This is a genomic window from Thermostichus sp. MS-CIW-26, from assembly GCF_054059115.1.
In genome coordinates, this window is record NZ_JBSSBV010000004.1 from 41884 (window position 1) to 65965 (window position 24082).

20 protein-coding genes and 1 pseudogene are annotated in these 24082 nt (G+C 58.9%); 11 read left to right on the plus strand and 10 right to left on the minus strand.

Annotation, left to right across the window (positions count from 1 at the left end; all coding sequences use genetic code 11):
- Positions 1 to 66: 66 nt before the first annotated feature.
- A complete protein-coding gene (locus ACVWZU_RS02645; RefSeq protein ID WP_457443216.1) occupies positions 67 to 1812 on the minus strand; it encodes a peptidoglycan D,D-transpeptidase FtsI family protein in 1746 nt (581 codons plus the stop codon).
- A 631-nt stretch (positions 1813 to 2443) separates the two neighbouring features.
- Here ACVWZU_RS02645 and ACVWZU_RS02650 point away from each other — a divergent pair.
- Complete coding sequence (locus tag ACVWZU_RS02650) at positions 2444 to 3265, plus strand: hypothetical protein (RefSeq protein WP_457402216.1); 822 nt, start codon at positions 2444 to 2446, stop codon at positions 3263 to 3265.
- A gap of 75 nt (positions 3266 to 3340) precedes the next feature.
- Entirely contained in the window at positions 3341 to 4927 is a 1587-nt protein-coding gene (locus tag ACVWZU_RS02655; RefSeq protein WP_457443218.1) for an ArnT family glycosyltransferase, read from the plus strand.
- A gap of 24 nt (positions 4928 to 4951) precedes the next feature.
- Here ACVWZU_RS02655 and ACVWZU_RS02660 read toward each other — a convergent pair whose 3' ends face one another.
- From ACVWZU_RS02660 to ACVWZU_RS02680, 5 genes are all read right to left on the minus strand, one after another.
- Positions 4952 to 6316: a gluconeogenesis factor YvcK family protein gene (locus ACVWZU_RS02660; protein WP_414424283.1), complete on the minus strand. Its 1365-nt coding sequence runs from the start codon at positions 6314 to 6316 to the stop codon at positions 4952 to 4954.
- Positions 6309 to 7292, minus strand: a complete 984-nt coding sequence (rapZ, locus tag ACVWZU_RS02665; RefSeq protein ID WP_457443220.1) for an RNase adapter RapZ — start codon at positions 7290 to 7292, stop codon at positions 6309 to 6311. Before rapZ ends, ACVWZU_RS02660 begins: the two co-directional genes overlap by 8 nt.
- 102 nt (positions 7293 to 7394) lie before the next feature.
- A complete protein-coding gene (nth, locus tag ACVWZU_RS02670; protein ID WP_457443222.1) occupies positions 7395 to 8099 on the minus strand; it encodes an endonuclease III in 705 nt (234 codons plus the stop codon).
- A gap of 6 nt (positions 8100 to 8105) precedes the next feature.
- Positions 8106 to 9203: an RIP metalloprotease RseP gene (gene rseP, locus ACVWZU_RS02675; RefSeq protein WP_457443224.1), complete on the minus strand. Its 1098-nt coding sequence runs from the start codon at positions 9201 to 9203 to the stop codon at positions 8106 to 8108.
- Between the two features lie 132 nt (positions 9204 to 9335).
- Positions 9336 to 9578: a NifU family protein gene (locus ACVWZU_RS02680; protein WP_011432622.1), complete on the minus strand. Its 243-nt coding sequence runs from the start codon at positions 9576 to 9578 to the stop codon at positions 9336 to 9338.
- Positions 9579 to 9799: 221 nt separating this feature from the next.
- Here ACVWZU_RS02680 and ACVWZU_RS02685 point away from each other — a divergent pair, with 221 nt between their 5' ends.
- The 5 genes from ACVWZU_RS02685 to sppA all read left to right on the plus strand — a co-directional run bounded on the left by ACVWZU_RS02685 (position 9800) and on the right by sppA (position 15338).
- Positions 9800 to 10933 (plus strand): PIN domain-containing protein, encoded by a 1134-nt coding sequence (locus tag ACVWZU_RS02685; RefSeq protein WP_457387685.1) that lies wholly within the window; start codon positions 9800 to 9802, stop codon positions 10931 to 10933.
- Positions 10934 to 10977: 44 nt separating this feature from the next.
- Complete coding sequence (locus ACVWZU_RS02690; protein ID WP_457443226.1) at positions 10978 to 12723, plus strand: sensor histidine kinase; 1746 nt, start codon at positions 10978 to 10980, stop codon at positions 12721 to 12723.
- A 75-nt stretch (positions 12724 to 12798) separates the two neighbouring features.
- Positions 12799 to 13647: a 16S rRNA (adenine(1518)-N(6)/adenine(1519)-N(6))-dimethyltransferase RsmA gene (gene rsmA / locus ACVWZU_RS02695; RefSeq protein WP_457443228.1), complete on the plus strand. Its 849-nt coding sequence runs from the start codon at positions 12799 to 12801 to the stop codon at positions 13645 to 13647.
- A 105-nt stretch (positions 13648 to 13752) separates the two neighbouring features.
- Positions 13753 to 14457 carry a 3-oxoacyl-ACP reductase FabG gene (gene fabG / locus ACVWZU_RS02700; RefSeq protein WP_457443230.1) on the plus strand — a complete coding sequence of 235 codons (705 nt, stop codon included), beginning with the start codon at positions 13753 to 13755 and terminating at the stop codon, positions 14455 to 14457.
- Between the two features lie 74 nt (positions 14458 to 14531).
- Positions 14532 to 15338, plus strand: coding sequence for a signal peptide peptidase SppA (gene sppA / locus ACVWZU_RS02705; RefSeq protein WP_414424508.1), 807 nt, complete (start codon positions 14532 to 14534; stop codon positions 15336 to 15338).
- An 89-nt stretch (positions 15339 to 15427) separates the two neighbouring features.
- Here the strand turns inward: sppA and coaBC are convergent, their stop codons facing one another.
- Positions 15428 to 16666, minus strand: a complete 1239-nt coding sequence (gene coaBC, locus ACVWZU_RS02710; RefSeq protein WP_457443309.1) for a bifunctional phosphopantothenoylcysteine decarboxylase/phosphopantothenate--cysteine ligase CoaBC — start codon at positions 16664 to 16666, stop codon at positions 15428 to 15430.
- A 339-nt stretch (positions 16667 to 17005) separates the two neighbouring features.
- Between coaBC and ACVWZU_RS02715 the strand changes: the two genes are divergently transcribed.
- The 4 genes and pseudogenes from ACVWZU_RS02715 to ACVWZU_RS02730 all read left to right on the plus strand — a co-directional run.
- Positions 17006 to 17374 carry an AbrB family transcriptional regulator gene (locus ACVWZU_RS02715; protein WP_011432615.1) on the plus strand — a complete coding sequence of 123 codons (369 nt, stop codon included), beginning with the start codon at positions 17006 to 17008 and terminating at the stop codon, positions 17372 to 17374.
- Positions 17375 to 17629: 255 nt separating this feature from the next.
- The gene (locus tag ACVWZU_RS02720) at positions 17630 to 18433 is read left to right on the plus strand and encodes an Ig-like domain-containing protein (RefSeq protein ID WP_457443232.1); all 804 of its coding nucleotides are present in this window, start codon (positions 17630 to 17632) and stop codon (positions 18431 to 18433) included.
- A 31-nt stretch (positions 18434 to 18464) separates the two neighbouring features.
- Positions 18465 to 20192: a helicase HerA domain-containing protein gene (locus ACVWZU_RS02725; protein ID WP_457443234.1), complete on the plus strand. Its 1728-nt coding sequence runs from the start codon at positions 18465 to 18467 to the stop codon at positions 20190 to 20192.
- Between the two features lie 59 nt (positions 20193 to 20251).
- Positions 20252 to 20435, plus strand: a pseudogene (locus tag ACVWZU_RS02730) (hypothetical protein); the annotation flags it as partial.
- A 38-nt stretch (positions 20436 to 20473) separates the two neighbouring features.
- On the opposite strand, the gene ACVWZU_RS02735 reads toward ACVWZU_RS02730, so the two are convergent.
- The 3 genes from ACVWZU_RS02735 to ACVWZU_RS02745 all read right to left on the minus strand — a co-directional run bounded on the left by ACVWZU_RS02735 (position 20474) and on the right by ACVWZU_RS02745 (position 23991).
- A complete protein-coding gene (locus ACVWZU_RS02735; protein WP_457385481.1) occupies positions 20474 to 21685 on the minus strand; it encodes an FAD-dependent hydroxylase in 1212 nt (403 codons plus the stop codon).
- A gap of 13 nt (positions 21686 to 21698) precedes the next feature.
- Positions 21699 to 22685, minus strand: a complete 987-nt coding sequence (locus ACVWZU_RS02740; RefSeq protein ID WP_457395811.1) for a methyltransferase domain-containing protein — start codon at positions 22683 to 22685, stop codon at positions 21699 to 21701.
- Positions 22686 to 22947: 262 nt separating this feature from the next.
- On the minus strand, positions 22948 to 23991 hold the full coding sequence (locus ACVWZU_RS02745; RefSeq protein WP_414344654.1) for a glucokinase: 1044 nt from the start codon (positions 23989 to 23991) through the stop codon (positions 22948 to 22950).
- Positions 23992 to 24082 lie beyond the last annotated feature (91 nt).

The following is a 24082-nucleotide window of genomic DNA, read 5'->3' on the forward strand; positions in this document are numbered from 1 at the left end:
CGCTCATTTCCTCACTGTCTGGGCCCCCTTTGGCATCCACCTTCGCCCCTTGTTCCTATGGCTGCGCTAAGTAGAGTTGGGGCGGATCCCCTCTAGGGCGATGATCTCCTGGATCACCGAGCGAACAACGGGAGCAGCCGTCGTCGAGCCGAAGGCATCTTCCCCCTGGGGCTCGTCGATCACCGCCAAGATCACGTAATTGGGGCGAATGGCCGGGAAGTAGCCCACAAAACTGGTGATGCGCTTGCCGGGCAAATAGCCCCCCCGTGGCCCGGCTTTCTGGGCAGTGCCGGTTTTGCCAGCGATCTCATACCCCTCGATCTTGGCCGATTGCCCCGTGCCAAAGTCCACCACATCCCGCATTTGGATACGCACTGCCAGCGTGGCTTGCTCGGATAGTACCCGCACCGGCTGCGGCTGCGGGGATCCCCAAACCAGAGTATCCGTATCCTTTTCCACCAAGCCTCGCACCACATGGGGCTGTACTTTCAGTCCGCCATTGGCAATGATGCAGTGCATGGCAGCCAACTGTAGAGGAGTGAGGGCCAGCCCCTGGCCGAAAGCGACAGTGGCCCGCTCCACCGGCACCGTAACAAACTGTCGCAGCGGTTTCAAGCGGCTGGCCGGCTCAAAGGGCAAATCCACGCCACTGCGCTCGTTGAACCCCAGCCGCACCAAGGCATTGTAGTACTGGCGGGGATCCAGCTTGCGCATCAGGTGTACCATACCCACATTGCTGGATTGCCGCAGGATATCCGTGACGCTCATCCAGCCATGGGCCCCTCGCTGGTGGTAGTCGTAATTTTGAATGGGCCACTGACCGATGAGAATCCGACCCTCGTCATAGACCCGTTCATCTGCTGTAAAGGCTCCAGCATCCAACCCAATGGCAATGTTGATGGGCTTGAAGGTGGATCCCGGCTCATACAAATCCGTTACGGCCCAGTTGCGAAAAAGACCGGGGTCATACTCAAAGTAGCGGTTGGGGTCATAGGTGGGCTCGCTCACCAGCGCCAGGATTTCCCCTGTCTGGGGCTGGAGGACAATCACCGTGCCCCGCAGGGCTCGAAACCGCTCCAGTTGCACTTTCAGGGCAGCGCGGGCAGCTCTTTGCAGGCGCATATCTAGGGTAAGTTGCAGCACCGTCTCGCCAGATTGCAGCAGCCCTTCCGGCACCTCGGCAGCCAACAGTCGTCCGTAGCCATCGCGAGGAATAGTAACAGGTTGAACGGTACGCTCCAGCAGCTCTTGCCGGGAATATTCCACTCCCGCTTGGCCCTGATGATCCAAATCTACATAGCCTACCACCTCAGCGGCCATCTCTTTTTGGGGGTAAATGCGTTGCCGCTCGCTCACCAGCTCCAGGCCATCCAGATGCAGAGCCTGAATTTGATCCGCCACCTCCTGGGATACCCAGCGCTCCACCCGCACCGCATGATTAACCGACAGCCGCTGCGTCAGTTGCTCCACCGGACGCCGTAACAGGGGAGCAAGAGCGGTGGCAATTTCCTCTGGAGTGCGTTTGCCAAAGAGGCGGGGATGGGCCCAGAGAGTATAGACGGGGCGATCTACGGCCAGCAATTCTGCCTGCTGCTTGGCAATAGAATGACGATCCACAATTGAGCGACGAGGAATGAAAGGTCTTAGCTGGGCTCGCTGCTGGGCTTCGGCTCGCTGCTGCAATAGGGGTGCCTGTTGATGTTGCAAATAAACCAGACGTGCTCCTGTTACAAATAGGGCGATGATCAAAGCCAGTCCGGTCATGCCGGCGCGAAAGTCAAGCTGGCGGGCCGTCGGGATCCGATTCCCCAAGAGCCATCCCAGCGTTGTTCCCCACTGCCTGGAGCTTCGCGGTGAAGGGATCCAAGAACCTCTGCGTCGGCGCCGTTGAGCAAGTTGCCGGCCATTTTGCCTTGTCTCCAGGGTTTTCGGCACAAGCCGCCTTACTCCAGCCCTAGATCTACCTTCCATCACCATCCCCATGTAGGCACCACCGCTAGTTTGGCCCTCATCTCACCTTCATGTCAGCGCTGCGTAGCAACCCTGCCGCCCTCTAGCTTTTGAGAGAAACCTTAGGGGTCCCGAAGAGCAGCCCCAGCAATTCTAGAGTACTGGAGATAACTGAATGCCTCAGAACATGAATGCGGAAAGCCTAACCTTTACTTGCATTCATCCAGCAGTCCATACTTTAACTTGTTTGACTGGAAACATTTCCCCAGCCCTTCGCGCAGCCGATACCCCAACTTCCCCTGCCAGCTAAGGATAAGGAGAATCTGGATACAGCGCAGCCGAAATCGGAGAATTCACAGCTTTTTGTAATTTTTCAAGTGCCTTGTACTCTCGGAAACAGACAACCGACGGACTAGTAAGTAATAATCTGAACAAATTCAGCTTTCCCGGAGTTGAGTCTATGAAATGCGTGGAGGAGAGCCCCAACAAGCGCGTGTACCAAGAGTCTTCTGTAGGTTTCCTTGGGTCTCTTGCTACTTTTGTTTTTATCTGTTTCTTTGCGTTCATCCTTTTTATGGCTTTATCTTCGATCTGGTCTTCCCAGGGTGAGCGCCGTTTCACTTGTTTTCGAGTTGACCAGTCTACGGTTAATTGTGAAGTGTCTTTCCAGCCGTTTCTACCTTTGCCGAGCCAAACTACACTTCACATAGATGTAAGAGGAGCTGCAGTCAAAACTGAAATTGTGGAGGATGACGACGGAGAAAGGACTGAGCGCTACTATGTCACGCTGGAAAAGCCTACAGGGGAAACTCCAGCCTGGTTGGCCTTTGGTGAAAGTGAAGCTCAGGAATTGGCAAGGCGCGTTGATTCTTTTGTGAACAGTACAGAGAGTCGGCTCTTGATAGATATCGATAGATTTCACTTACTGGAGTTAGTGTTTGCGATCTTGTATTCTCTCCTTCCAGGGCTATTTCTGGCTCTACTTCTTTGGGTAGGAGCTCTCATGCTGAAGGTGTCTTTTTGGTGTCGCCGTCTAACGTTTGACCGCTCTAGGTACCAAATCCAAGAGGAGCACCTTACTCCTTTTGGGTCGCTAGGGCGGAAAACTTATTCCTTTGGAGATGTACAGCAGATTTTGGTTCAGGCCAAAAGGAATTTTGTTGAATTCTTTTCGGTAGAAGTGAAATTGCAATCGCGGAAACCTTTGCTGTCAGTCTGCTACACTGATAAGGAACCAGAGGCGCGGGCAGAGGCCGAGAAGCTGGGTCAATTTTTGGGGTGTCCGGTCATTTTTTTGCGGGAAACAAAGTCATAGTGCTAGAGGGACGTAGCCCCGAGAGGTATTCAAGGTAAGTTAGATCTGTCCATCTGCCCATAGGGATCCCCTCCATTGCCTAGAGCGGTTTGGCTAATCCTGGGGTTGGGCTTGTTCATGCGGGGCCTGGTGGCTGCCCTTTTGCCGCCGGGCTTTGACGAAGCCTACTACTACCTCTACACCCGCCATCTGGATTGGAGCTATTTTGACCATCCGCCGCTGGTGGCCTGGACAACGGGCTTGGGGCCTCTTTTGACCGGTCAGGTGTCGGCTTTTTCTATTCGACTGGGATCCCTGCTGCTCTATTCTGGCTCTTCCCTACTCCTTTACTACACCGGAGCGCGCCTTTTCTCTGATCGGGCAGGACTGATCAGCTTGGCGGCTATCAGCATCGCGCCGATCCTTTGGATTGGGTTTGGGGTGCTGACCTTGCCGGATAGCCCGCTGATCTTTTTTACGGCAGCAACCTTGTGGGTGGCCGCTCAGGAGTTTTTTCCGGCTCCTTTGGGGCAGGGGAAATTGGCTGTCTATGGGGCGGCTCGCTATCGGCCAGGGCCTAGGCTAGCGCTCATAGGTCTCTTGGTGGGGCTGGCCTGTCTGGGGAAATACCACGGCTTGGCTTTGGGGTTCGGCCTGGTACTCTTTTGTCTGCTCAGCCCAGTTCATCGCTGTGCCTTGAGGTCGGGCTGGACGGTGCTGGCGGTGCTGGGTTTTGTGCTGGCCTTTAGCCCGGTGCTGCTCTGGAACGCTCAGCAGGATTGGGTCTCCTTTCGCTTCCAGGGGGGGCGGGCGGTGCCGGAGGCAGGGTATCAACTGCAAGCGCTGGGGCTGACGATCCTTTCTGAAATCTTTTACCTGTTCCCCAGCTTGGGGATCCCTTTGGGGTGGGCGAGTTTGGCAGGGACGGGTCGGGTGGCCCTGCAGATTCTCCGCGGGATGCGGCTGACGGATGAAGAGCTCAAGCACCTTTTGATCCTGGCCTGTGGATTACCGCTGGTGTTGGCCTTTACCTTGATGGGAGGCTACCGGCCCATCTTGCCCACCTGGCCCATGCCGGGGTTTTGGGTGCTGACGCTGCTGCTGGGATCCTTCTGGGAACGGTGGCCGGGAGCGAAGCGAACCTTAGTGGGGACGGCGGTGATGGTCAGCTTGGTGGTGGGGGTGGGGCTGGCCCATGTGCGCTATGGCCTGCTGCAGGCTCCTGGCGGGCTGGGCCTGTGGCCCGTGGAGCAGGATCCCTCTACTCAGCTCATTGAAATTGAGCAGTTGCGGCAGCGGTTTCGGACGGATCCCCACCTGGCTCAAGCCCTTGAGGAGGCAGAGTTCGTTTTTACCAATGTCTATTTTTTGGGCGGTCAGATCGCCATGGCCCTGGCTCCGCTGACGGACAAGCCTCTGACCTGCCTGGATGCAGATTTGCGGGGCTTTGCCTTTTGGTCGCAGCCGCAGGATTGGCTGGGGCAGGATGGGCTGCTCATCACTTCCAAGCTGTTCCAGCCGAGGGCAGGGATCCCAGCCACCTACGGCGACTATTTTGAACAAATCGAACCGGTGGCAGAGATCCCTCTGCTGCGGGCAGGGGCGGTGGCGCAAACCTTTCAGGTGTACCTGGCTCGACAGATGCGCAAGCCCTATCCCCGCCCTTATTCCCGCCTGCAATAACAGCAGAGGACATCCTGGGCAAAGCTAGAGGGGGCGATGTCTGTCGAACCAGCGCATCAGCATTGCAGCCAAGCGTTCGGGGTTGTGGCGCACCAAGCCGGTCTCTGGATCCTCTTGCATGACGTTAGCCAAAACGGCACGGCAGCCCAGGTAAGCCAGTTTGTCGGGATCCAACACCACAAACTCAGAACCGCTGCGGCGGTAATGCTCCAAAGCACGTGGGGAGGGTGGCTCCCGCTGCACCAGCACGCCGTCAAATAGGCGCACTCCTGCCACCCGATCCAGAGCCATGACGTGATCCCCAACGGTATAGCCGTCCGTCTCCCCTGGCTCGGTCATGATGTTGCAGACGTAGATGTGGGGGGCCATATTTTTGGCCAGAGCTTCCACAATTTCCGGTACCAACAGGTTAGGGATGATGCTGGTGTAGAGGCTACCCGGCCCCAGCACCACAAACTCTGCCGCCTCAATAGCCTCGATGACTTCCGGTAGGGCGGGAGGGTTGGGGGGGTCACAGCCGATTCGGCAAATGCGTCCTCCGGCTTTGGCAATGTTGGACTCTCCCACCACGCGGCGGCCATCGCTCAGCTCCGCCCAGAGGGTAACATCCGCCAGGGTGGCCGGCAGCACCCGCCCCTGAATGGCCAAGACTTGCGAGGTGGCAGTGATGGCCCGAATCAAGTCGCCGCCGGTTACCGCGGTGAGGGCAGTGATGAACAGGTTGCCGAAGCTGTGGCCGCTCAACCCTTCCCCCGACTGGAAGCGATATTGAAACAGCTCGGTGAGCAGCTTTTCTTCGTTGGCCAGAGCAGTGAGACAGTTGCGGATATCGCCGGGGGGCAAAACGCCGATCTCCCGCCGCAGACGCCCTGAGGATCCCCCGTCATCGGCCACCGTGACAATGGCTGTGATGTTGGAGCTGTAGCGCTTCAGACCCCGCAGCAGGTTGGAGAGGCCGGTGCCGCCCCCCAGTACCACAATGCGGGGACCACGGCTGAGACGCCGCCGCGACAACAGCTTATCCACCAGCGCTTCATCTCCCTCGGGGATCAGCACATCCTCGATGGAGCGCATGGCGCTGCGAAACCCCAGCACCACCATCACCAGCCCGATCCCAGTCACCAGGGGGCCACTGATGTTGTTCGGGATCCAAGTGGTAATCAAGCGCAGGGTGATGTCGATCAGCCGCTTCAGGCGAAAGATGGGGGTCAACTCCGTCCAGATGGCAATGCCCAGCACCATCAGCAGCACGCCCCCAACCGCCAGGCTCAGCCAGCGTTTAACGGCTAAACCGGGAAAGAGCCATTTCCAGCCACTTCCCGACCAAGCAGCCTTGCGGCGACGAATGCCCCAAGCGGCGGACTTGTTGCTGGGCACAGGCTTAGGCATGGGAAGGTGCAGGAACGCCGGCCAAAGGGATCCTAACCTGTTGCTGCGCAACGCCAACTTCGCCGGGCACCGGGCCAAAGCGGGCTTCCAGCTCCCGCTGAGAGTCGAGCAGATGGCGATGCTGAACCTGAACATTCAGGTCGGGAAGGGCGTGGTTGCCGGCAGGGACAGTCCAAGGCTGCAAATCCTGGGCCAGGCGCTCCACCAGGGCCACCGAGCGGTGCTGACCGCCGGTACAGCCGATAGCCAAAGTCAGGTGGGGGCGACGCTCTGCGCGGTAGTGGGGCCAAAACGCTTTGACCAGGGACAAGATGTGCTGGTAGGTGGATTGTGTAATGGGATCCGCAAACAAGAACTCCTGCAGCAGGGGATCCTGCCCAGTGAGGCGACGCAGATGGGGCTGAAAGAAGGGGTTGGGCAAAAAACGCACATCAAATAGCAAGTTGGCATCGGGGGGAACGCCGTATTTGAAACCGAAGCTGACCAGCCTTAGGTTGAGGGGCTGGGGGATCCCTTGCACCAAAGCTTGCAATTGCTGCCGCAGTTGCTGGGCATTGAGGTCGGAGGTATCCAACCAGTGGGTGCAGCGTTCCCGCACCGGGGCCAGAGCCAGCCGCTCTTGCTCAATGGCCTCCAACAAACCGGCAGCTTCCCCGTAGGGATGGGGACGGCGGTGGGCGCTGAGACGGTTGAGCAACACTGGGGAGCGGGCCTCCAAGAATAGGAAAGGGATCCCTTGCGATTGCACCCAAGCAGCCAGGGTGGGAACTTGATCCCGGTACTCCTGGGCGTGGAGATTCAAGCTGATGGCCAAAGCAGCGTGATGGGTCCGCATCGCCTCAACCAAGGGGATCACCTGGGCCGGTGGGATCCCTTCTAGGCCGGTGTACCCCAGTTGTTCCAACTGCTGGATGGCCAAAGTTTTCCCGGATCCCGTCAGGCCGGCAATGACCAGAACGGGGGGCGCGACTGACATGGGTTTATCCTGCATGGAGCTTATTCTAGGGCGAGGGGCGGCCAAAACAAGCGCCGGAAGAATGGGGGGCTCAGCCACGCGGGGCGCCTAGAAACCATCATCTCAGGCCGGCGAGGCTTTTGTAGCTTTTTTATCCGTTTTCTCGGACGGTGCAGCCGATCCCAGAAGAGGAGCGCTGGGGCAGAGATCCACCAAAAAACATTGCTGGCACAGAGGCCTGCGGGCAGTGCAGATGGCCCGCCCGTGGTCGATCAGACGGATAGACCAGTTCTCCCAATCCGCCTGCGGCAACAACTGCATCAGATCCTTTTCGATGCGCACGGGATCCTCGTGCTCAGTGAGGCCGAGGCGGCGGCTGAGGCGCTTAACATGGGTATCGACGGTAACCCCGGCATTGATGCCAAAAGCATGAGCCAACACCACATTGGCCGTCTTGCGGGCTACGCCGGGTAGGGTGAGCAGCTCCGGCATGGTGCGGGGCACTTGACCACCGAAATCGCTCAAGATCTTGCGGCAGGCTTCCTGAATGTGTTTGGCCTTGTTGCGATAGAAGCCGGTGGAATGGATGAGAGCCTCGATCTCCTCTCGCGGCGCTGTCGCCAGGGCCTGGGCATCCGGGAAGCGACGAAACAGCTCTGGCGTTACCTGATTCACCCGCTCATCCGTACACTGAGCCGAGAGGATGGTTGCCACCAAGAGCTGCAGCGGCGTCTGGTAGTGGAGGGCACAGGTGGAGTTGGGGTAGTGGCGCTTCAGCCGGAGCAGGATCTCCAAAGCTCGCTGGCGCAGGGCCCGTTTGCTGGCCATCTTCCCCTAGCCCGACCCGGTGACAATGGCGAGGGTGTCTTTGAAGATCAGCACCACCCCCAATCCCAGCAACAACACCAAGCCCGTCTGCATCACCCGCTCCTCCAGATGCTTGGGCAGCCGTTTGCCGCGAATCGCCTCCAGGATCAAAAAGGCAATGTGTCCCCCGTCCAAGGCGGGCAGGGGCAACAGGTTGAGAAAGGCCAGGTTAATGCTAATCAAAGCGGTGAAATTAAACAGGCTGGCGGCGTCATCGCGGGCCAGATCCGCCCCAATCTTGACGATCCCCACCGGGCCGGAGACCTGAGCAGCCGTGCTTTGGAAATTCTGAACCAACTGCTGCAGGCCGTTCAGATTGAGCATCACCACCCGCTGGTAGGCATTTCCCGCCTCCGTGAGGATCTCAGCCACACTCTGAGGGGGACGCAAGGTCACCTCCTGGTGGGGGGCCAAGGTCACTCCAATGGCCACCGTCTCTCCCCGCACCTCTGGGATCACCGTCAATTGCAGGGGATCCCCTTCCCCACGCTGCACCTCCAGGGGAATGGGCCGGTTCTCGCTGCTGCGGATCAGCACCTGAAAATCGTTCAGAGCTGCCAAGGCCGCCGTCTCGTCGGCAATCCCCCTGTAATCGCGATCGGCTGCCTGCAACACCACATCCCCTGCCTTCAGGCCGGCCCGCTCCGCCGGGCTATCGGGCATCACCTGAGGGATGAGAATGCCGGGATGGAGGCGCGTTACCGAGGGGATCCCCACCGAGGCGAACATCAACACCAGCACCAGATAGGCGAAGAGCAGGTTGGCCATCACCCCCGCACTCATCACCACCAGGCGATCCAACACGGGGCGGTTTTTCAGCAGATCCGGGTCGTCGGGCGGGTAGGGGGAATGTTCATCCTCGTCAGGAAAGCCCACGTAGCCCCCCAGCGGCAGGGCGCGAATGGCATACTCTGTCTCCCTGCCCTGGTATCGCCACAGCACCGGCCCAAACCCCAGCGAGAAGCGGTTGACATGGATCCCTTGGAGTTTGGCTGCCGCAAAGTGCCCTGCCTCATGCACCAGGATCAGCAGGGCGAGAATGGCGATGGAGAGGAGAACAGACATGCGCTAGCTCTGAAGAAGGCACAGAAGAAAGAAGTGGGGAGCAGAGAGCCACCCGAGGCTATTTATCAAGGCACATAATCCAACACATGATAAAGAACCCTAAAGGAATCTCACAAAAACCTACAGGGCCCCTCAGAATACCTGCTCCACCTCCAAAATATCGGGAATGCTCTCCCGCAACTTGCGCTCAATGCCCATCTTTAGAGTCATGGTCGAGCTGGGGCAGGCTCCACAGGCCCCCTGCAAGCGCAGCTTGACCACCGGGCCATCGATTTCCACCAATTCCACATTGCCCCCATCGGCCATCAAGTAAGGACGCAGCTCGTTCAGGACTTTCTCGACGTTCTCGGTATTGAGTTCCAGTGCTTGTGCCATGGTTGCTTTTAGCCTCGTTGAGATTTGGATTGTAGCGGTTTATCCACAGATCCCTCAAGCTGGCAAGGGATCGCTATGATTTCAGCATAGTCTGAATCCTTCTGGGGGAGGGCTGGCTTGGTTGTCCGGATCCCTCCAACACCAGACGACTAGAATGAGTAGGAAGCAGATTTGCCTATTCCCAGCAGCATCACCCACTCAGCAGGGCCGTCTTTTTTCTTATGCTAGACGCTTTACTGATCGCGATCTTCATGTTGGCGGGAGCTGGCCTCGGGTTTTATGGCCTGGATTTGCTCCCTCCTGCTGCCATTCAGGGGGCCAATGTGGAAGGAGCCCGTGTCGTCACCAGCGGCTTTGGCGTGCTGGCAGGACTGGCTCTGGGATCCCTGGTGCGCTGGAGCTACCGTCGCTTCGAGGCCAATGTGCGCTCCCTGCCGCCGGACGTGTTGATCAGCCGCTCGGTGGGGTTGGTGATCGGCTTGGTGATTGCCAATCTGGCCATGGCTCCTGTCTACTTGCTGCCCCTGCCCCCCCAACTCAATAGGTTCCTCGAGCCGCTGGCTTCGGTCTTTTTCAGCTTGGCCTTTGCTTACCTGGGGGTCAGCCTGGCCGATACCCACGGCCCCTCGCTGCTGCGGCTGTTTAACCCCAACTATGCTTTGCAGGCAGCCCTCTGGGCGGAGGGCAATGTGGTGGCTGCCACGGCCAAGGTTTTGGACACCAGCTCCATCATCGATGGCCGAGTGGCTCAGTTAATCGAGACAGGTTTTTTGGAAGGAACCCTGGTGGTTCCTCGCTTTGTGCTGACGGAATTGCAGACCATTGCCGACAAAGCCGATGCCCAAAAACGAGAGCGGGGCCGCAAAGGCTTGGATACCCTGCAGTCTTTGCGAGAGGCCTACCCCGATCGTTTCGTTATTCACGAAGCCAACTATCCAGATCTGACCACTGTCGATGAAAAGCTGGTGCGCCTCACCCAAACCGTGGGGGGAACGCTGCTCACCACCGATTACAACCTGAAGAAGGTGGCGGCTCTGCAGGGGGTCAAGGTGCTGAATGTGAATGAGTTGGCCGAGGCGCTGCGGCCCATCTATGTTGCCGGCGACAGCTTTGATATCAAGATCACCCGCGAAGGAAAAGAGCCAGGTCAAGGGGTAGGCTACTTGGAAGACGGCACCATGGTGGTGGTGGAAGAAGGGCAGCGCTCTGTGGGCAAAACCCGCTCTGTGGTTGTGACCAGCGCCATTCAAACCTCAGCAGGCCGCATGATCTTCGCCCGCCTCAACAAGGACTCTGCCCCACTAACCCGCCCGGCCTCTGATCCGGCCAGCCCGGCTTCCTCTGGAAAAACCTGAGTTTTGGCCTACGTTCCCCTAGCGCAATGGTGGCTTCATCCCAAATGGGCGCCCTCCGACCCACTCCGATGTTCTACACGCAGGATCGCCAGAGGCGCTTCTGGAGTTTTTACTGGGAAGATGCCGAGAAATATGGCATCCACCCTCAGCACATCGTGAGCGGACAGCAAATCTGGGAGGTGGCCAACGCTGGAGAGTACGAAGCCAAGCTCAACCAGGTCTTTGCAAGCGGGGATCCCCTCTCCTACGAATGCCAGGTGCTCTCGCCCCGCTACAAGTTGCATCTGCATCTTTCGCTCAACCCTGTACGGGACACGGAAGGGGAGGTGGTGGCGATTTCGGTGGTGGGCAAGTTGCTGGGGGCCACACCTTTTGCGCTGGCCGGAGGAGCCAGCAGCCCCAACAGCCAGCCCCATCCTGTCCCGGCCGATCCGGTACAGGGGATCACGACGCAGTTGGTGCGCAACATCCGGCATTCCCTGGATATCCGGCAACTGTGCCAGCAGACCGTGGAGCAGTTGGGGCAACTGTTTGAGGTAGATCGCTGCCTGATGGCCCTCTACGAGGTGGGGCAAGACTCCCTCACGGTCAATGCCGAGTACCGCCGCCATCCTGGGGATCCCTCCCTGCTCCACCAGACCCTGAAGCTGGCAGATTACCCCCATTTGTTGCAGGCCCTCAGACAGGAAGAACCGGTGGAGGCGGGGCGACATCTGGCCATTGCCATGTCTTACCAGGGCTACGCCAACAGCCTGCTCTGGCTGGAAATGCTGGATCCGAACAGGGTTCCTGTTTGGCAGCCAAGCCACATTCAGGTACTCCAGAGCATTGCCACCTACCTGGGCGCAGCCATTGCCCACGCCATTTTGCTGGATCAAAGTCGCCAACTGGCAACCCGCTTGCAGTTAGCCAACCAGACGCTGCGCCAGAAAAATAAGGAGCTGGAGCAGGCCCGTGCCCAAGCAGAATCGGCCAACCAGCTCAAAAGCCAATTCTTGGCTAACACCTCCCACGAGCTGCGCACCCCTCTCAACGGGATCATCGGCTTTATCAAGCTGGTGCTGGACGGGATGGCCGAAAACCGCGAAGAGGAGCTGGACTTTTTGCAAGAGGCCTATCGCTCTGCCCTGCACCTGCTGGCCCTAATCAACGATGTGCTGGATATCGCCAAGATCGAGGCGGGCAAAATGCAGTTGGAGTTCCAGCCCTGCGACCTGCGAGCTTTGTTTAAGGATGTGGAGGCCAAGACTAGCCTGCAGGCCAGCCAAAAGGGCCTACAACTGAGCTTCCACCTGCCCAACACCTCGGATCAGATTTTGCTCTTGGGCGATTACCAACGCCTGTTGCAGGTCATGCTCAATTTGGTGGGGAATGCCATCAAGTTTACCCCCAAGGGCTCGGTAACCGTGCGAGCGGATATCCTGCCCGGCAACCCGGGTTTGGCCCGCATCCGCGTCATCGACACCGGGATCGGGGTATCGCTGGAAAAGCAGCAGAAGCTGTTTCAGGCTTTCACGCAGGTGGATGGTTCCACCACCCGCCAATATGGAGGAACCGGCTTGGGCCTGGCCATCAGCCAACGCCTGGTGGAGGCGATGGGAGGGGAGATCAATTTCTACAGCCTGGGCGAAGGGCTGGGATCCACCGTCACCTTTACGGTGCCCCTCTACCGCAAGCCGCTCCTGAGCGGGGATCCGAACCCAGAGGCGCTCCCTGCTCAACCCGCCCGAGATAGACCTGAGGATGCGGATCCCACCTTGATTTCTGTTCCCAACTCAGTCCAGCGATGACCCACCCGGCCATTTCTCCTTCAACCGCTCTGGGTACCTCTCGGTTGCGGCGCAGCACTGCGCGAACATTCCCCCATGCCCTATCCTCGTAAACGGTTTGGTCAGCATTGGCTCAAGGATCCCGCTGTTCACGAGGCGATTGTGCGGGCTGCCCAGTTGAATGATCTAGAGGGAGACGCGGATCCCACTTGGGTGCTGGAGATCGGCCCCGGCACCGGCCAACTGACGCGGCGATTGCTGGCCCAGGGTGTCCAGGTGGTGGCGGTGGAGATCGACCGGGATCTGTGCCGACTGCTGCAAAAACGGTTCGCCGGCCAACCCCGTTTTCACCTGCTGGAGGGAGATTTTCTTCGCCTGCCGTTGCCCCCTCAACCCCGCCTGCTGGTGGCCAATATCCCCTACAACCTGACCGGCCCCATTTTGGAAAAGGTGCTCGGATCCCCGGCCCAGCCGGTTCGGCAATTCGAGCGCATTGTCCTTCTGGTGCAAAAAGAGCTGGCAGAGCGCTTGCAGGCCGGCCCCGGCAGCAAAGCCTATGGTGCTCTGAGCCTGCGGACGCAGTATTTGGCCGATTGCGAGCTGATCTGCAGGGTGCCCCCCACCGCTTTCAAGCCCGCCCCCAAGGTGGAATCTGCCGTGATTCGCCTCACCCCCCGCCCCGCCCCCACCCCCGTCCGGGATCCCTGCTGGTTTAACCACCTCCTTCGACAGGGGTTCTCCACCCGCCGCAAGAAGCTCGTCAATGCCCTGGGAAGCTTGGTGGAGCGAGAGGTGGTCGCAGCAGCTTTGGCTCAGCTCCGCCTCAACCCCGATGCCCGCGCCGAAGAGCTGGCCCTGCCCCACTGGCTGGCCTTGAGCGACCTGCTGCTGGAGAAAGCGCCCAAAAGGGCTGTTGTTCTTCAAGAGGAGCAGGAACCGGGGTAGGGTGAGAGAGGGAAGCTCAGTTGGACGAACCCAAACATCCTCTGGGGTTTTTGAAGTCCCTTCCCGATCTTGTTCTGGATCCCTTTCGTCAATGCAGGTGCATCCATGCAGGGCAACCAAGGCAAGCAAATCCTCTTGACCGGTGGCACAGGCGGGCTGGGTTTGGGGGTGGTTCCCGTGGTGCTGGCCAGCGGAGCAGAGCTGACCTTGACCTATCGACAAGAAAAAGATCTCACCATTTTGCGGGAGCGCCTGCCGGCCAATGCTCTGGATCGGGTTCGCTTTGTGCAAGTGGATTTAACAGATGAGGCGGCGGTTGCCCGCGTCATTGCCGACCTACCCCGCGTAGATGGGCTGATCCACCTGGTGGGGGGCTTTGCCATGGGCCCCACCCACGAGTACAGCTTGGCGGACTGGTATCGCGACTTCGACCTCAACCTCACCACCACATTCCTGACCTGCAAGCACAGCCTGCGCAGAATGTGGCAACAGGGCTATGGGAGGATTGTAACGGTGGGATCCCGAGGAGCGGTGGAGCCGGGCCCGCAATTGGCCGCCTACTGCGCTTCCAAAGCAGGGGTGGTGGCCCTGACCCGTACCATTGCCGCCGAAACCCAAGGCACCGACATCACAGCCAACGTCATCCTGCCCAGCATCATCGACACGCCGGCCAACCGAGCTGCCATGGGATCCGAGCGAGCCAAGCTGTGGGTCAAGCCAGAGTCCATCGGGCAGGTGATCGCCTTTTTGGTCTCAGAAGCAGCGCGGGATCTGCGAGGGGCGGTGATCCCGGTGTATGGCAACGTCTAGGCAACTGGTTGACCAAGCCATGAGCCGCCATTCATGATACAGAATATGCACTTATCCCTATCCAGTTCTTTTCCATGCTAAAGCGGTTATTCTTGGGTGGTTTGCGCCGGCAAATCGGTCGCATTGAGGTGGCAGGGGCCATTGATGGTAAAACTCGCGAGCGGGTTCTCAAGGCCCTGAAAGAGGTGGAAGAAAACCATATCCCTGCCGTGGTGCTGCGCATCGATAGTCCAGGTGGGACGGTGGCCGACTCCCAAGAAATCTACAATGCCCTCTTGCGTTTGCGGGAGAAAAAGGGCACCCGTATTGTCGCCAGCTTTGGCAACATTGCCGCCTCTGGGGGGGTTTATATTGCCATGGGAGCCGAAAAAATTGTCGCCAACCCAGGAACGATCACCGGTAGCATTGGTGTGATCATTCGAGGCAACAATATCGAACGCCTCCTGGATAAGGTGGGGATTTCATTTAAGGTAATTAAGTCTGGCCCCTACAAAGATATTCTCTCGTTTGATCGCGAGCTGACCCCAGAAGAGCGAAACATCCTGCAAGAGTTGATCGACATCACCTACGGCCAGTTTGTGCAGACGGTTGCTGCTGCCCGCAAGTTGAGTTTGAATGTGGTCAAAACTTTTGCCGATGGCCGCATTTTCAGCGGAGAGCAGGCCCTCCACTTGGGTGTGGTGGATCGCTTGGGCACAGAAGAAGATGCCCGCCTTTGGGCGGCAGAGCTGGCGGGTTTGCCGACGGATGCGAAGTTCTACGACCTGCTCCCGCGGCGCAGAGGTTGGTCTCGGTTTTTGCCGGCAGCAGAAGCCTTGGCCCGTCTGCAGTTTGAAGCGAGCACCTCGGGCTTGCCCCTGTGGCTTTACACAGGTTCTTGAGGCAGTTCGCGAACAGCTATTCCGGGAAGTTTAGCGTTCTGTACCGCACAGCCCCCACCCCCGGCCCCTCTTGCAGAGGGAGAGGGAGTTTAACTAAAGTAGCCCAACTCCAATTGCCGGGCCAGATCCAGCAGCCGGTGGGCCAGGGTTGGCTTGGTTGCCAATGGGATCCGCTCTGGACTTCCCTGCTGGGGGATCCAATAGCCTTGGTTGTGGCTGCTGCCAAAGCCGCTATCCGGTTGGTCGATGGGGTTGGCCACAATGGCATCCAAGCCCTTCTGGCGGAGCTTTTCTCTGGCCGGCGGCAAGGGATCCCCACTTTGGGCGGCAAAGCCGATGAGGCGTTGGCCAGGGCGTTTGTGGCGGGCCAGAGCTGCCAGCAGGTCAGGGATCGGCTCCAACGGCAACATCTGGGGTAGATCGGCTTTGGGCAGCTTCCCCGCGTAAACCTGAGAGGGGCGCACATCCCCCACAGCAGCAGCCATCCACAAGAGATCCGCCTGGGGAAATTCCGCCTGCAAAGCCGCCTCCAGTTGGGCTGCCGTCTCCACCGGAATGGCCCGAATGGCGAAGGGCGCTGGATCAAAGGGGATCCCCAACGGCCCATGGACCAGCGTCACTGTCGCCCCCCGGCAGGCTGCCGCCACCGCCAGCGCCACTCCCATCCGACCACTGGCCGGGTTGCCGATAAAACGCACCGCGTCAATGGGCTCCCGTGTACCCCCCGCCGTCACCAACACCCGCTTGCCCTGCCAATCTTTTTTCCCCCCTGTCCAGAGCAAAGCCCGCACATACTCCTGCAGCGCCTCCGGCTCCAACATGCGCCCTTCCCCCACCGCATCACAGGCCAGGCGGCCACTGGCCGTCGGCAAGGCCCAAAAACGGGGATCCTGGTGTAGCCGCTGCCAATTCTCGGCTACCTTCTCCGCCTTCCACATCTGCGTATTCATAGCCGGTGCCACCGCCACCGGACACTGGGAAGCCAGGATCACATTGGTGAGCAAATTATCCGCCAGCCCATGAGCCAACTTGCCCAAGGTGTTGGCCGACAAGGGTGCAATGAGGAGAGCCTCCGCCCATTCCCCCAACTCGATGTGCAGCGGTCGTCCTCGTGTTGCCTGCCAAAAGGCGGCATCCGTAAAAGCCGGCTGGCGGGACAAGGTGGCAAAAGTCAAAGGAGAAATAAAATGTTCCGCAGCTTTTGTCAAAACCACCTTGAGCTCTGCTCCCTGCTGCACCAGAGCAGACACCAAAGCTGCCGTTTTGTAAGCAGCAATCCCCCCGCTCACCCCAATGAGGAGACGCCGCCCCGACCAAAAGGGATCCATATTGAGTGACACGCAAACAGCCTTGTTTCCAGTTTCCCTGCTTTTGCTCAATTCCGGCGGCAAAGCGGGGATCCCTCGCCCAAAGATACTTTGACTTGGACGGATGACCCTGTCGAGAATAGGGCCTGAGAGCCTATCATTCCCCATTTCAGCCAAAGTCTCCCCCATAGGTTCTGGCCTTCAGAGGGAATTCCCCACTGCTGTTTTGCGCAACCAGCCCTCAGATCCCATTGCAGTCGCGCACTCATTCCCTCTAATTAAGAAGAGTTGGATCAAACTCTATTGCAATCGCTGTTTGTTTCTGGCTACACTAACAGTTGTCCCTAAAACCATCTCGATATGGCTACAACCAGTAAACCAAAACCACTCACTGGCCAAGAGCTCCTCGACAAGGTAACTTCAATGGGAAATGCGGATCGCAAGGAAAAAGCTCGCGCCTGTGGTTATGTCACCTACACCAAGAATGGTCAGGAGCGAGTGAATCTAATGCAGTTTAACAACGCCCTGTTGAAGGCCGTTGGCGTGGATCTCGGCGCTAGTGACGAAAATGGATCCCGTGGCCGCGCTCCTACCTTCCGGGTTTCGGTTCATAAGAATGGCAACCTCCTGATCGGAGCTGCCTACACCAAGAAGATGGGCCTCAAGCCCGGAGATGAGTTCGAGATCAAGCTGGGCCACCACAACATCAAGCTGGAGCGGGTCAACTGATTTGCTGCCTCCCTGGATGCTTTTCCCTGCTGGTGAGTTCATCTCAGCTTGGGTAAAGCCTTTGGTATTCCTTTCGGCCTCTAGGGGCTTGGGAGCAGCGACTTCTTCCTTTCGCTCCGGTGTTTATTGTTTCTCTACTTTTCAAACAAGGGATCCTCATGATCCGCTGGGGATCCCTGGCAGTTTGTACCTCATCAATGGCTGAAGTGTGGGCAAGTTCGCTATTCTGACAACAGTTGAATTGAGTCTGCAACAATGAACACTCCGACTGTGCCAAATGTCTTTCGCCATTGGCGGCGGTGGCGAACTTGGGCGGGGCTGTTGTTGTTGGCAGCAGCGTTCTTTGTCATCGAGTCTCATCGGCAAGTTTGGCCTCAGTCGAATGCTTCTCAAAGTCAGGCATTTTTGGAGTGGGTGTCTTCCCAGCCTACCCCCGAACAGCAGGATGTTTTTGTGGATGGAGTCATTCGGCTGCAATTCAATCGGCCACTGGATCCCAATCTACAACGTCTGGCGGTTCAGTTGGATCCGCCGGCAGCGGTTATTTTTGATGTGCAGGGAGACGAGTTGTTGCTTAAGCCTCGGGATCCCTTGCGCTTTAGCACCCGTTACACCCTCACGCTTTCTCCCCAAGAGGGGCTGCCCCTCGAGCAGGCCATTCAGCTGAGTTTTCGCACCGAACCGCAATTTACCTACGAACGGGATGTCAAACCGCTGCTAGAAGCCAGTTGTGTGGGTTGCCATCAGCCGGCAGGACGGCAGCGCACCCAGTTGCTGGACAGTTATGAGGCCACGATGGCCTATGTCAGGCCCGGGGATCCCAATAGCGAGTTGATCAATCCCCGGTGGACGAGCCGCCACGCCTACATCCTCAACGCCACTAACCCCAACCGCCCCCAAGCTCGCGGCGGATCCCCTGAGATTGCTTACATTCAGGCCCGCGGGCTGCCCCTGTCCCGTCTGGGCTTTTGGACGCCGGAGGAAGTGGAGATCGTCCGCACCTGGATTGTGCAGGATGGCGCCCCCCGCACCAGCGCCCGCTTACAGATGGGCAACTGAATAAGGCATCTGGAACCCAACCCCCACTGCCATGACCCCTCCTCAACCTTTGGCCACCGTGATTCAGGGATCCCTGAGTCGAGGGCTGGAAGCTCGCCTCAATCCCGGTGTCTCGGTAGAAGACTTGCGGGTGGGCAAATTCGTGGTGATCCAGGGGCAGCGCAACCGCTTCTTTGGCCTGCTTACTGACGTTACCCTAGAAACCAGCAACCCCCAAATTCTGGTCAATCCCCCCCGCCCGGAAGAGACCTTGCTGCAGGAGGTGCTGGCCGGTACCGGTACCTATGGCATTATTGCCCTCACCCCGATGCTGATGTTGGTGCCGCGGCAAACGGAAGGGGAAAGGCTGTATCCCCTGGTCAATCCCGAACGGCCAGAAGCGTTGGCAGCTCCCCTCGGCCAAGAACCCCCTTCCGCTGGCGCCATGGAGCTGCTGCCCGTGAAAACAGTGCCCGCCCATTTTTCACAGGTGTATGAGGCACGGGAACTGGACTTTCGCACCGTCTTCGGCTGGGAAGACGACCCGGAGCGGCGCAACTTTGCTATCGGCCAGCCCCTCGACATGGCTGTGCCCATCTGTTTGGACTTGGATCGCTGGGTGGAGCGCAGCAACGGCATTTTCGGCAAATCGGGCACCGGCAAGTCCTTTCTAGCCCGCCTGATCCTGGCCGGTATCATCCGCAAACGGGCGGCGGTGAACCTGATCTTTGACATGCACTCCGAGTACGGCTGGGAGGCGGCCAGCGAAGACAAGCACGCCACTACTGTGAAAGGCTTGCGGCAGCTCTTTCCCGGTCAGGTACAAATCTATACCCTGGATCCCGATTCCACCCGGCGGCGAGGGGTGCGGGATGCGCAGGAGCTCTTCATCGCCTACAACCAGATCGAGGTGGAGGATCTGGCCCTGTTGGCAGAGGAGCTGAACCTATCGGAAGCCAGCCTGGAAAACGCCATTATCCTGCGCAACGAGTTTGGCCGCGACTGGATCAGCCGCCTCTTGAGCCTTTCCAACACCGAGATTCAAGAGTTTTGCGAACAGAGAATGGGCAACAAAGCCTCGATGATGGCCCTGCAGCGCAAGCTCACCCGCCTTGACAACCTCAAGTACATCCGCAGCACCCTGCCCCACAACTACATCGGCCAGATTTTGGATGCCCTCAGCCGCGGCATTCACGTGGTTATCGAGTTTGGATCCCAGTCCAACCTGCTCTCCTACATGTTGGCGGCCAACGTCATCACCCGCCGCATTCACCAGGCCTACGTGCACCAGACGGAGCGGTACTTGCAATCCAAAAATCCCCTCGACCGGCCCCGTCAACTGTGCATCACCATCGAGGAGGCCCACCGCTTTCTAAATCCGCGGGCGGCCAAGCAGACCATCTTCGGCACCATTGCCCGCGAGATGCGCAAGTACTTTGTCACGCTGCTGGTGGTGGATCAGCGCCCTTCCCGCATCGACAGCGAGGTGATGTCGCAGTTGGGCACTCGCATTACGGCACTCCTCAACGACGACCAAGATATCGAGGCGGTGTTCACAGGGGTGGCGGGTAGCCAGAACCTGAAAACGGTGTTGGCCAAGCTAGATTCCAAACAACAGGCCCTCCTTCTCGGCCACGCCGTGCCTATGCCGGTGGTGGTGCAAACCCGCCCCTACGACCAGCGGTTCTACGCCGAAATTGCCGATCCTGACTGGTCTCAGGCTGAGGATGCGGAGGTGCTCCTGGCCGCTCAGAAGGCCAAGGAGGAGCTGGGACTGTAGGGAGAGCATGACTCTAGTCAATAATAAGCTCAACTATACTGAAAATAATGTATAATATGTTCAGTACGGATTACTACCAGTTGATCTTTCTGTTTACTTTCGAGTCTGCCAACATGGTAGCCAAAGCAAAGCAGAAAATTGGTAGTAAGACGACACGGAAACTGCGCTTTGGGTATTCTACTCAAAGCTTTGCGGGATACCGCCATTCTGGTTGGAAACAAACAGAATGCTATCGCTGCATAGTTGAACAGTGATGTTCAGCAGTGTTCAGCGTAAATGTATCAGCTCCCCCAAAGTCCCGTCATCAAGCACAGCAGCAAGCACCGCAGGGGGGGGAAGGCCATCATCCCTCTCAGGATCCACCGCCGCATAACCACTACGGGCCAGTAGGAGTTGGAGAAAGTGCGGGTGAGCAGATCCGTGAAGAGCAGCACCACCCAGTTTTCCCAGCGGCGACGGCGACCGTAGCGGCGCAGGACTTTGACATCTCCCAGATCCTCATGCCGTCTCCAGGCGTCTAGGAGCACCTGGGCCAGGGCAGCGGCGTCGCGGATGCCGAGGTTGAGCCCTTGGCCAGCCACCGGATGGCAGTGGTGGGCGGCATCTCCCACCAAGGCAAGACGATGCTGATAGTAGCGGCGGCTTTGCCGTAGGCGAGCCGGGAAAACCTGGGGCCGGTTCAGCAAAGTGAGCTGGCCGCTCTGACCGCCGTAGTAGCGCTGCATCTCGGCCAAGAAGTCGGCCTGAGGAAGGGCCAGGGTGGCTTTGGCCTGCTCGTGGGGCATGATCCAGACCACCTGACAGCGGTTGCCGGGCAGGGGCAAGATGGCGAAGGGGCCGGCAGGCCAGAAGCGCTCGTAGGCAATGTTTTGGTGGTCTTGGGAAGGGGCCACCAAGGCGGTGATGCAGGACTGCCAATAGTCCCAGCCGTCGCTAGGGATCCCTGCCCACTGCCGCACCTGGGAGCGCAGGCCGTCGGCGGCGACCACCAGGGAGGCCCGCAGTTGGCGACGCCCCTGGGCCGTTTCCAGCTCTACCTCGGCTGCAGCCTTCCCATAGGTTACACTCTCCACCTTGGCTTCGTAGTAGCAGCTAATTTTGGGATCGGCAGCCACCTGCTCCTGGAGCGCCTGCTGCAGCCAGGCATGCTCGCCACAGTAGAAAACTGCCGCTTCCCCCACATCCTCCGGTCTAAACGTCACCCGCTGGGGAGCGTTGGCGTCGGTTAAAATCACCTGAGCAAAGGGCGTAATGTGGGGAGCCAGCGCCTCCCACACCCCGACGGCCCGGAAGATGCGGATTGACAGCGGCGAAAGGGCATAGGCCAGGGGGCGCTGTTTGACTGCCTCAGCCGACTGGGCCTCAATGAGGGCCAACCGCAGGCCGGATCCCCGCAGGGCACAAGCTAGGGTTAAGCCCGCGATGCCTCCGCCGACGATAATCACGTCGTAGAGGGCTGCCAAAGTATCCGGAGTGGGAGCAAGAGTTGTCATCTCTCTTATTCTCCTATTGGCTGCTGTGGGCAACCACTTCTGTGCGGGTGGAGTCTGCCGACGTGGCGGCTCGCACGGCCCGGAACATGCCAAAGCGACACAGCCCTGTGCCGAAAGCCAGGCGCATGAGCAAGAAAGTGGGCACCTCCCGTAGCGACTTAATCAGGCCCACCAAGCCAAACTTCAGCAACCCTTCGGGACGGACAATGCCCTGCCAGATGGAATCCAGCCAAGAGGGAAGGGTCTCCTGAGTCCAATCGGCGGTTTCCACTCGTCCTGCCACCAGCCCGGTAGCCTCCAACTGCTCGGCAAAGCCTTCGATGCTGGAGAAGGAAGGGTGTGACCATTGATCCAACAGTTGCCGCATCACCAGCCGCTCCCAAAAGTTCAGGGGCTTTTGCCGGTCGTCCCGCTGGTTCCAGTCGGCCACCACCAGGATTCCCCCTGGCTTCAACACCCGCAGCATCTCTTGGGCATAGCGGGCCTTGTCCGGCATGTGGGGCCCTGCCTCAATGGACCACACCACATCGAAGCTGGCATCGGGGAAGGGCAGATCAAGGGCGTCGGCCACCCGAAATTCAACTTTGAGATCGGGGGGGGTCAGCTCCTGTGCCCGCTTCACCTGCTGAGGACTGATGGTGATACCGGTTACAACAAAGCCGTAGTCGCGGGCCAAGATGCGGCAGCTCCCACCAATGCCGCAGCCCACATCCAACACGGTTGTCCCTGCAGGCAGTCGATCCAACCCGCCCCAGCGCACCATCTCGTGGACAAAGTCGTGCTTGGCCTGCAGAAAATTTTTTCGTTGGGGAGGAGAGCCGTAGTGGCCTAGGTGAATGTGTTCGCCCCAGTAAAACTCTAGGATCCCATCCCGAGTCCACTCGTCGTAAGACTTGGCCACGGAAGCGGGAGACTCGTATTTGCGAGCAGTCAACAGATAGGCTGCCAAGCCTACGGCCAGCAGCACAGCTATGCCCAAAGCCCAAAAGATTGGATTCATCGGATCAACCATGAAGTTTCTATGAAGTCCCTCTGCGTGGTGGCAATCATTGTCGGTTGGATAGCGCAGCCCCAGGCGGAGTGCTTTCCGGTATGGGGCCAGCCCAGCAAAGGCGCAATCCCATCTTGCCCCATCTGCTGGCTCAAGGAAGAAGTCTAGGATCCCGGCAAAGGGCAGCTGGGCGAGATTTTCCAGCACCCATTGGGATTGCTGCGATCGCCTGCTGGGCCGGGGCGGCAACCTCAGTAGCAGCGGCTGCTCCCTACCAAAGGTTGGCGGCGTAGCGAGCAGCTCCCCTCAGCCCCACCTGCGCGTTCACCACCACCTGCACCGACAGTTGCTCCAGGAGAGGACGCATCCGCCCTTTGTCCAAAAACGAGGACAAAAACTCCCCTTGATGCAGTAGGCGCAAGAGCTTGGGCGCGATCCCCCCGGCGATGAACAGGCCCCCGCGCGGCAACAGGTGTAGGGCAAAGTTCCCGACTGCAGCCCCGTACAGGCTGATGAAAAGCCGCAGACACTCCACCGCCAGGGGATCCCGTGCTTCCATGGCAGCATTGGCAATTTGGGCTGCCGGGTCAATATGCTTAGCTCCCTTTTCCCAAGCCTCAATTTGGGCCAGCAGCTGTTCTTCTCCTGAGCCCCACTGGCTATCCCGCAAAAATTGATAAATGGCAACGATCCCCTGCCCCGAGACCACCCGCTCGGTGGAGACACGTCCGTGCCGTTTTTGCAAATACCTCAATAGCTCCCACTCCAGAGGGGTGCGCGGGGAAAAGTCCACGTGACCGCCCTCGCTGGCATGAACTTGGTAACCCCCTTCTCCCCAGGTAAGGTAAGCCTGCCCCAAACCCGTGCCTGCTCCCATCACGCCAATCGGAGCCCGCGGTTGACGCTCACCCACTTGCAAGGTGTCCAGATCCTGGTCGCCGAGGGCAAGCACGCCATACCCCACAGCGCTGAAGTCGTTGATCAAGGCTACGCGCGGGATCCCCAGCTCTGCGGCCAATTGGCTCGACTGCAGATCCCAGGGCAAGTTGGTCACTTTGGCAGTCTGTCCCTCAGACCCTGAGCCCCTTGTTTCCATGACGGGGCCGGCCACTGCAAAACAGGCGGCAGCAGGCTGTGGATCTCGCCCCAGCTCCCGCCGAGCCTGGGCCAGAAACTCTCCCACCATTGGGGCGAGGTTGGCGTAATCTTGGCTGGCATAGCGGCAGTGGTAAAGGCTGTGCTCGGGATCCTCGGCATTGACAAGGCTGAGGCTGGTTTTGGTGCCCCCGATGTCTCCTGCCAACAACAAGTCCATACGGTTTCCTCCGGCCAGCACCTCCTTCCCACCCTGACATCTCTGGAGAGAGAATGCCAGGCCCCCAAGGCTTCCCCGCTCCTGCTGGGGA

What these genes read in the sequence shown, in the direction of transcription:
- fabG (WP_457443230.1), top strand. Translation starts at nt 13,753, where the DNA reads ATGCAGGGCAACCAAGGCAAGCAAATCCTCTTGACCGGTGGCACAGGC.
- rseP (WP_457443224.1), bottom strand. Translation starts at nt 9,203, where the DNA reads ATGTCTGTTCTCCTCTCCATCGCCATTCTCGCCCTGCTGATCCTGGTG.
- ACVWZU_RS02680 (WP_011432622.1), bottom strand. Translation starts at nt 9,578, where the DNA reads ATGGCACAAGCACTGGAACTCAATACCGAGAACGTCGAGAAAGTCCTG.
- ACVWZU_RS02715 (WP_011432615.1), top strand. Translation starts at nt 17,006, where the DNA reads ATGGCTACAACCAGTAAACCAAAACCACTCACTGGCCAAGAGCTCCTC.
- ACVWZU_RS02725 (WP_457443234.1), top strand. Translation starts at nt 18,465, where the DNA reads ATGACCCCTCCTCAACCTTTGGCCACCGTGATTCAGGGATCCCTGAGT.
- sppA (WP_414424508.1), top strand. Translation starts at nt 14,532, where the DNA reads ATGCTAAAGCGGTTATTCTTGGGTGGTTTGCGCCGGCAAATCGGTCGC.
- ACVWZU_RS02660 (WP_414424283.1), bottom strand. Translation starts at nt 6,316, where the DNA reads ATGCCTAAGCCTGTGCCCAGCAACAAGTCCGCCGCTTGGGGCATTCGT.
- ACVWZU_RS02690 (WP_457443226.1), top strand. Translation starts at nt 10,978, where the DNA reads ATGGGCGCCCTCCGACCCACTCCGATGTTCTACACGCAGGATCGCCAG.
- ACVWZU_RS02685 (WP_457387685.1), top strand. Translation starts at nt 9,800, where the DNA reads ATGCTAGACGCTTTACTGATCGCGATCTTCATGTTGGCGGGAGCTGGC.
- coaBC (WP_457443309.1), bottom strand. Translation starts at nt 16,666, where the DNA reads ATGGATCCCTTTTGGTCGGGGCGGCGTCTCCTCATTGGGGTGAGCGGG.
- ACVWZU_RS02735 (WP_457385481.1), bottom strand. Translation starts at nt 21,685, where the DNA reads ATGACAACTCTTGCTCCCACTCCGGATACTTTGGCAGCCCTCTACGAC.
- rsmA (WP_457443228.1), top strand. Translation starts at nt 12,799, where the DNA reads ATGCCCTATCCTCGTAAACGGTTTGGTCAGCATTGGCTCAAGGATCCC.
- ACVWZU_RS02745 (WP_414344654.1), bottom strand. Translation starts at nt 23,991, where the DNA reads ATGGACTTGTTGTTGGCAGGAGACATCGGGGGCACCAAAACCAGCCTC.
- nth (WP_457443222.1), bottom strand. Translation starts at nt 8,099, where the DNA reads ATGGCCAGCAAACGGGCCCTGCGCCAGCGAGCTTTGGAGATCCTGCTC.
- ACVWZU_RS02740 (WP_457395811.1), bottom strand. Translation starts at nt 22,685, where the DNA reads ATGAATCCAATCTTTTGGGCTTTGGGCATAGCTGTGCTGCTGGCCGTA.
- ACVWZU_RS02720 (WP_457443232.1), top strand. Translation starts at nt 17,630, where the DNA reads ATGAACACTCCGACTGTGCCAAATGTCTTTCGCCATTGGCGGCGGTGG.
- rapZ (WP_457443220.1), bottom strand. Translation starts at nt 7,292, where the DNA reads ATGTCAGTCGCGCCCCCCGTTCTGGTCATTGCCGGCCTGACGGGATCC.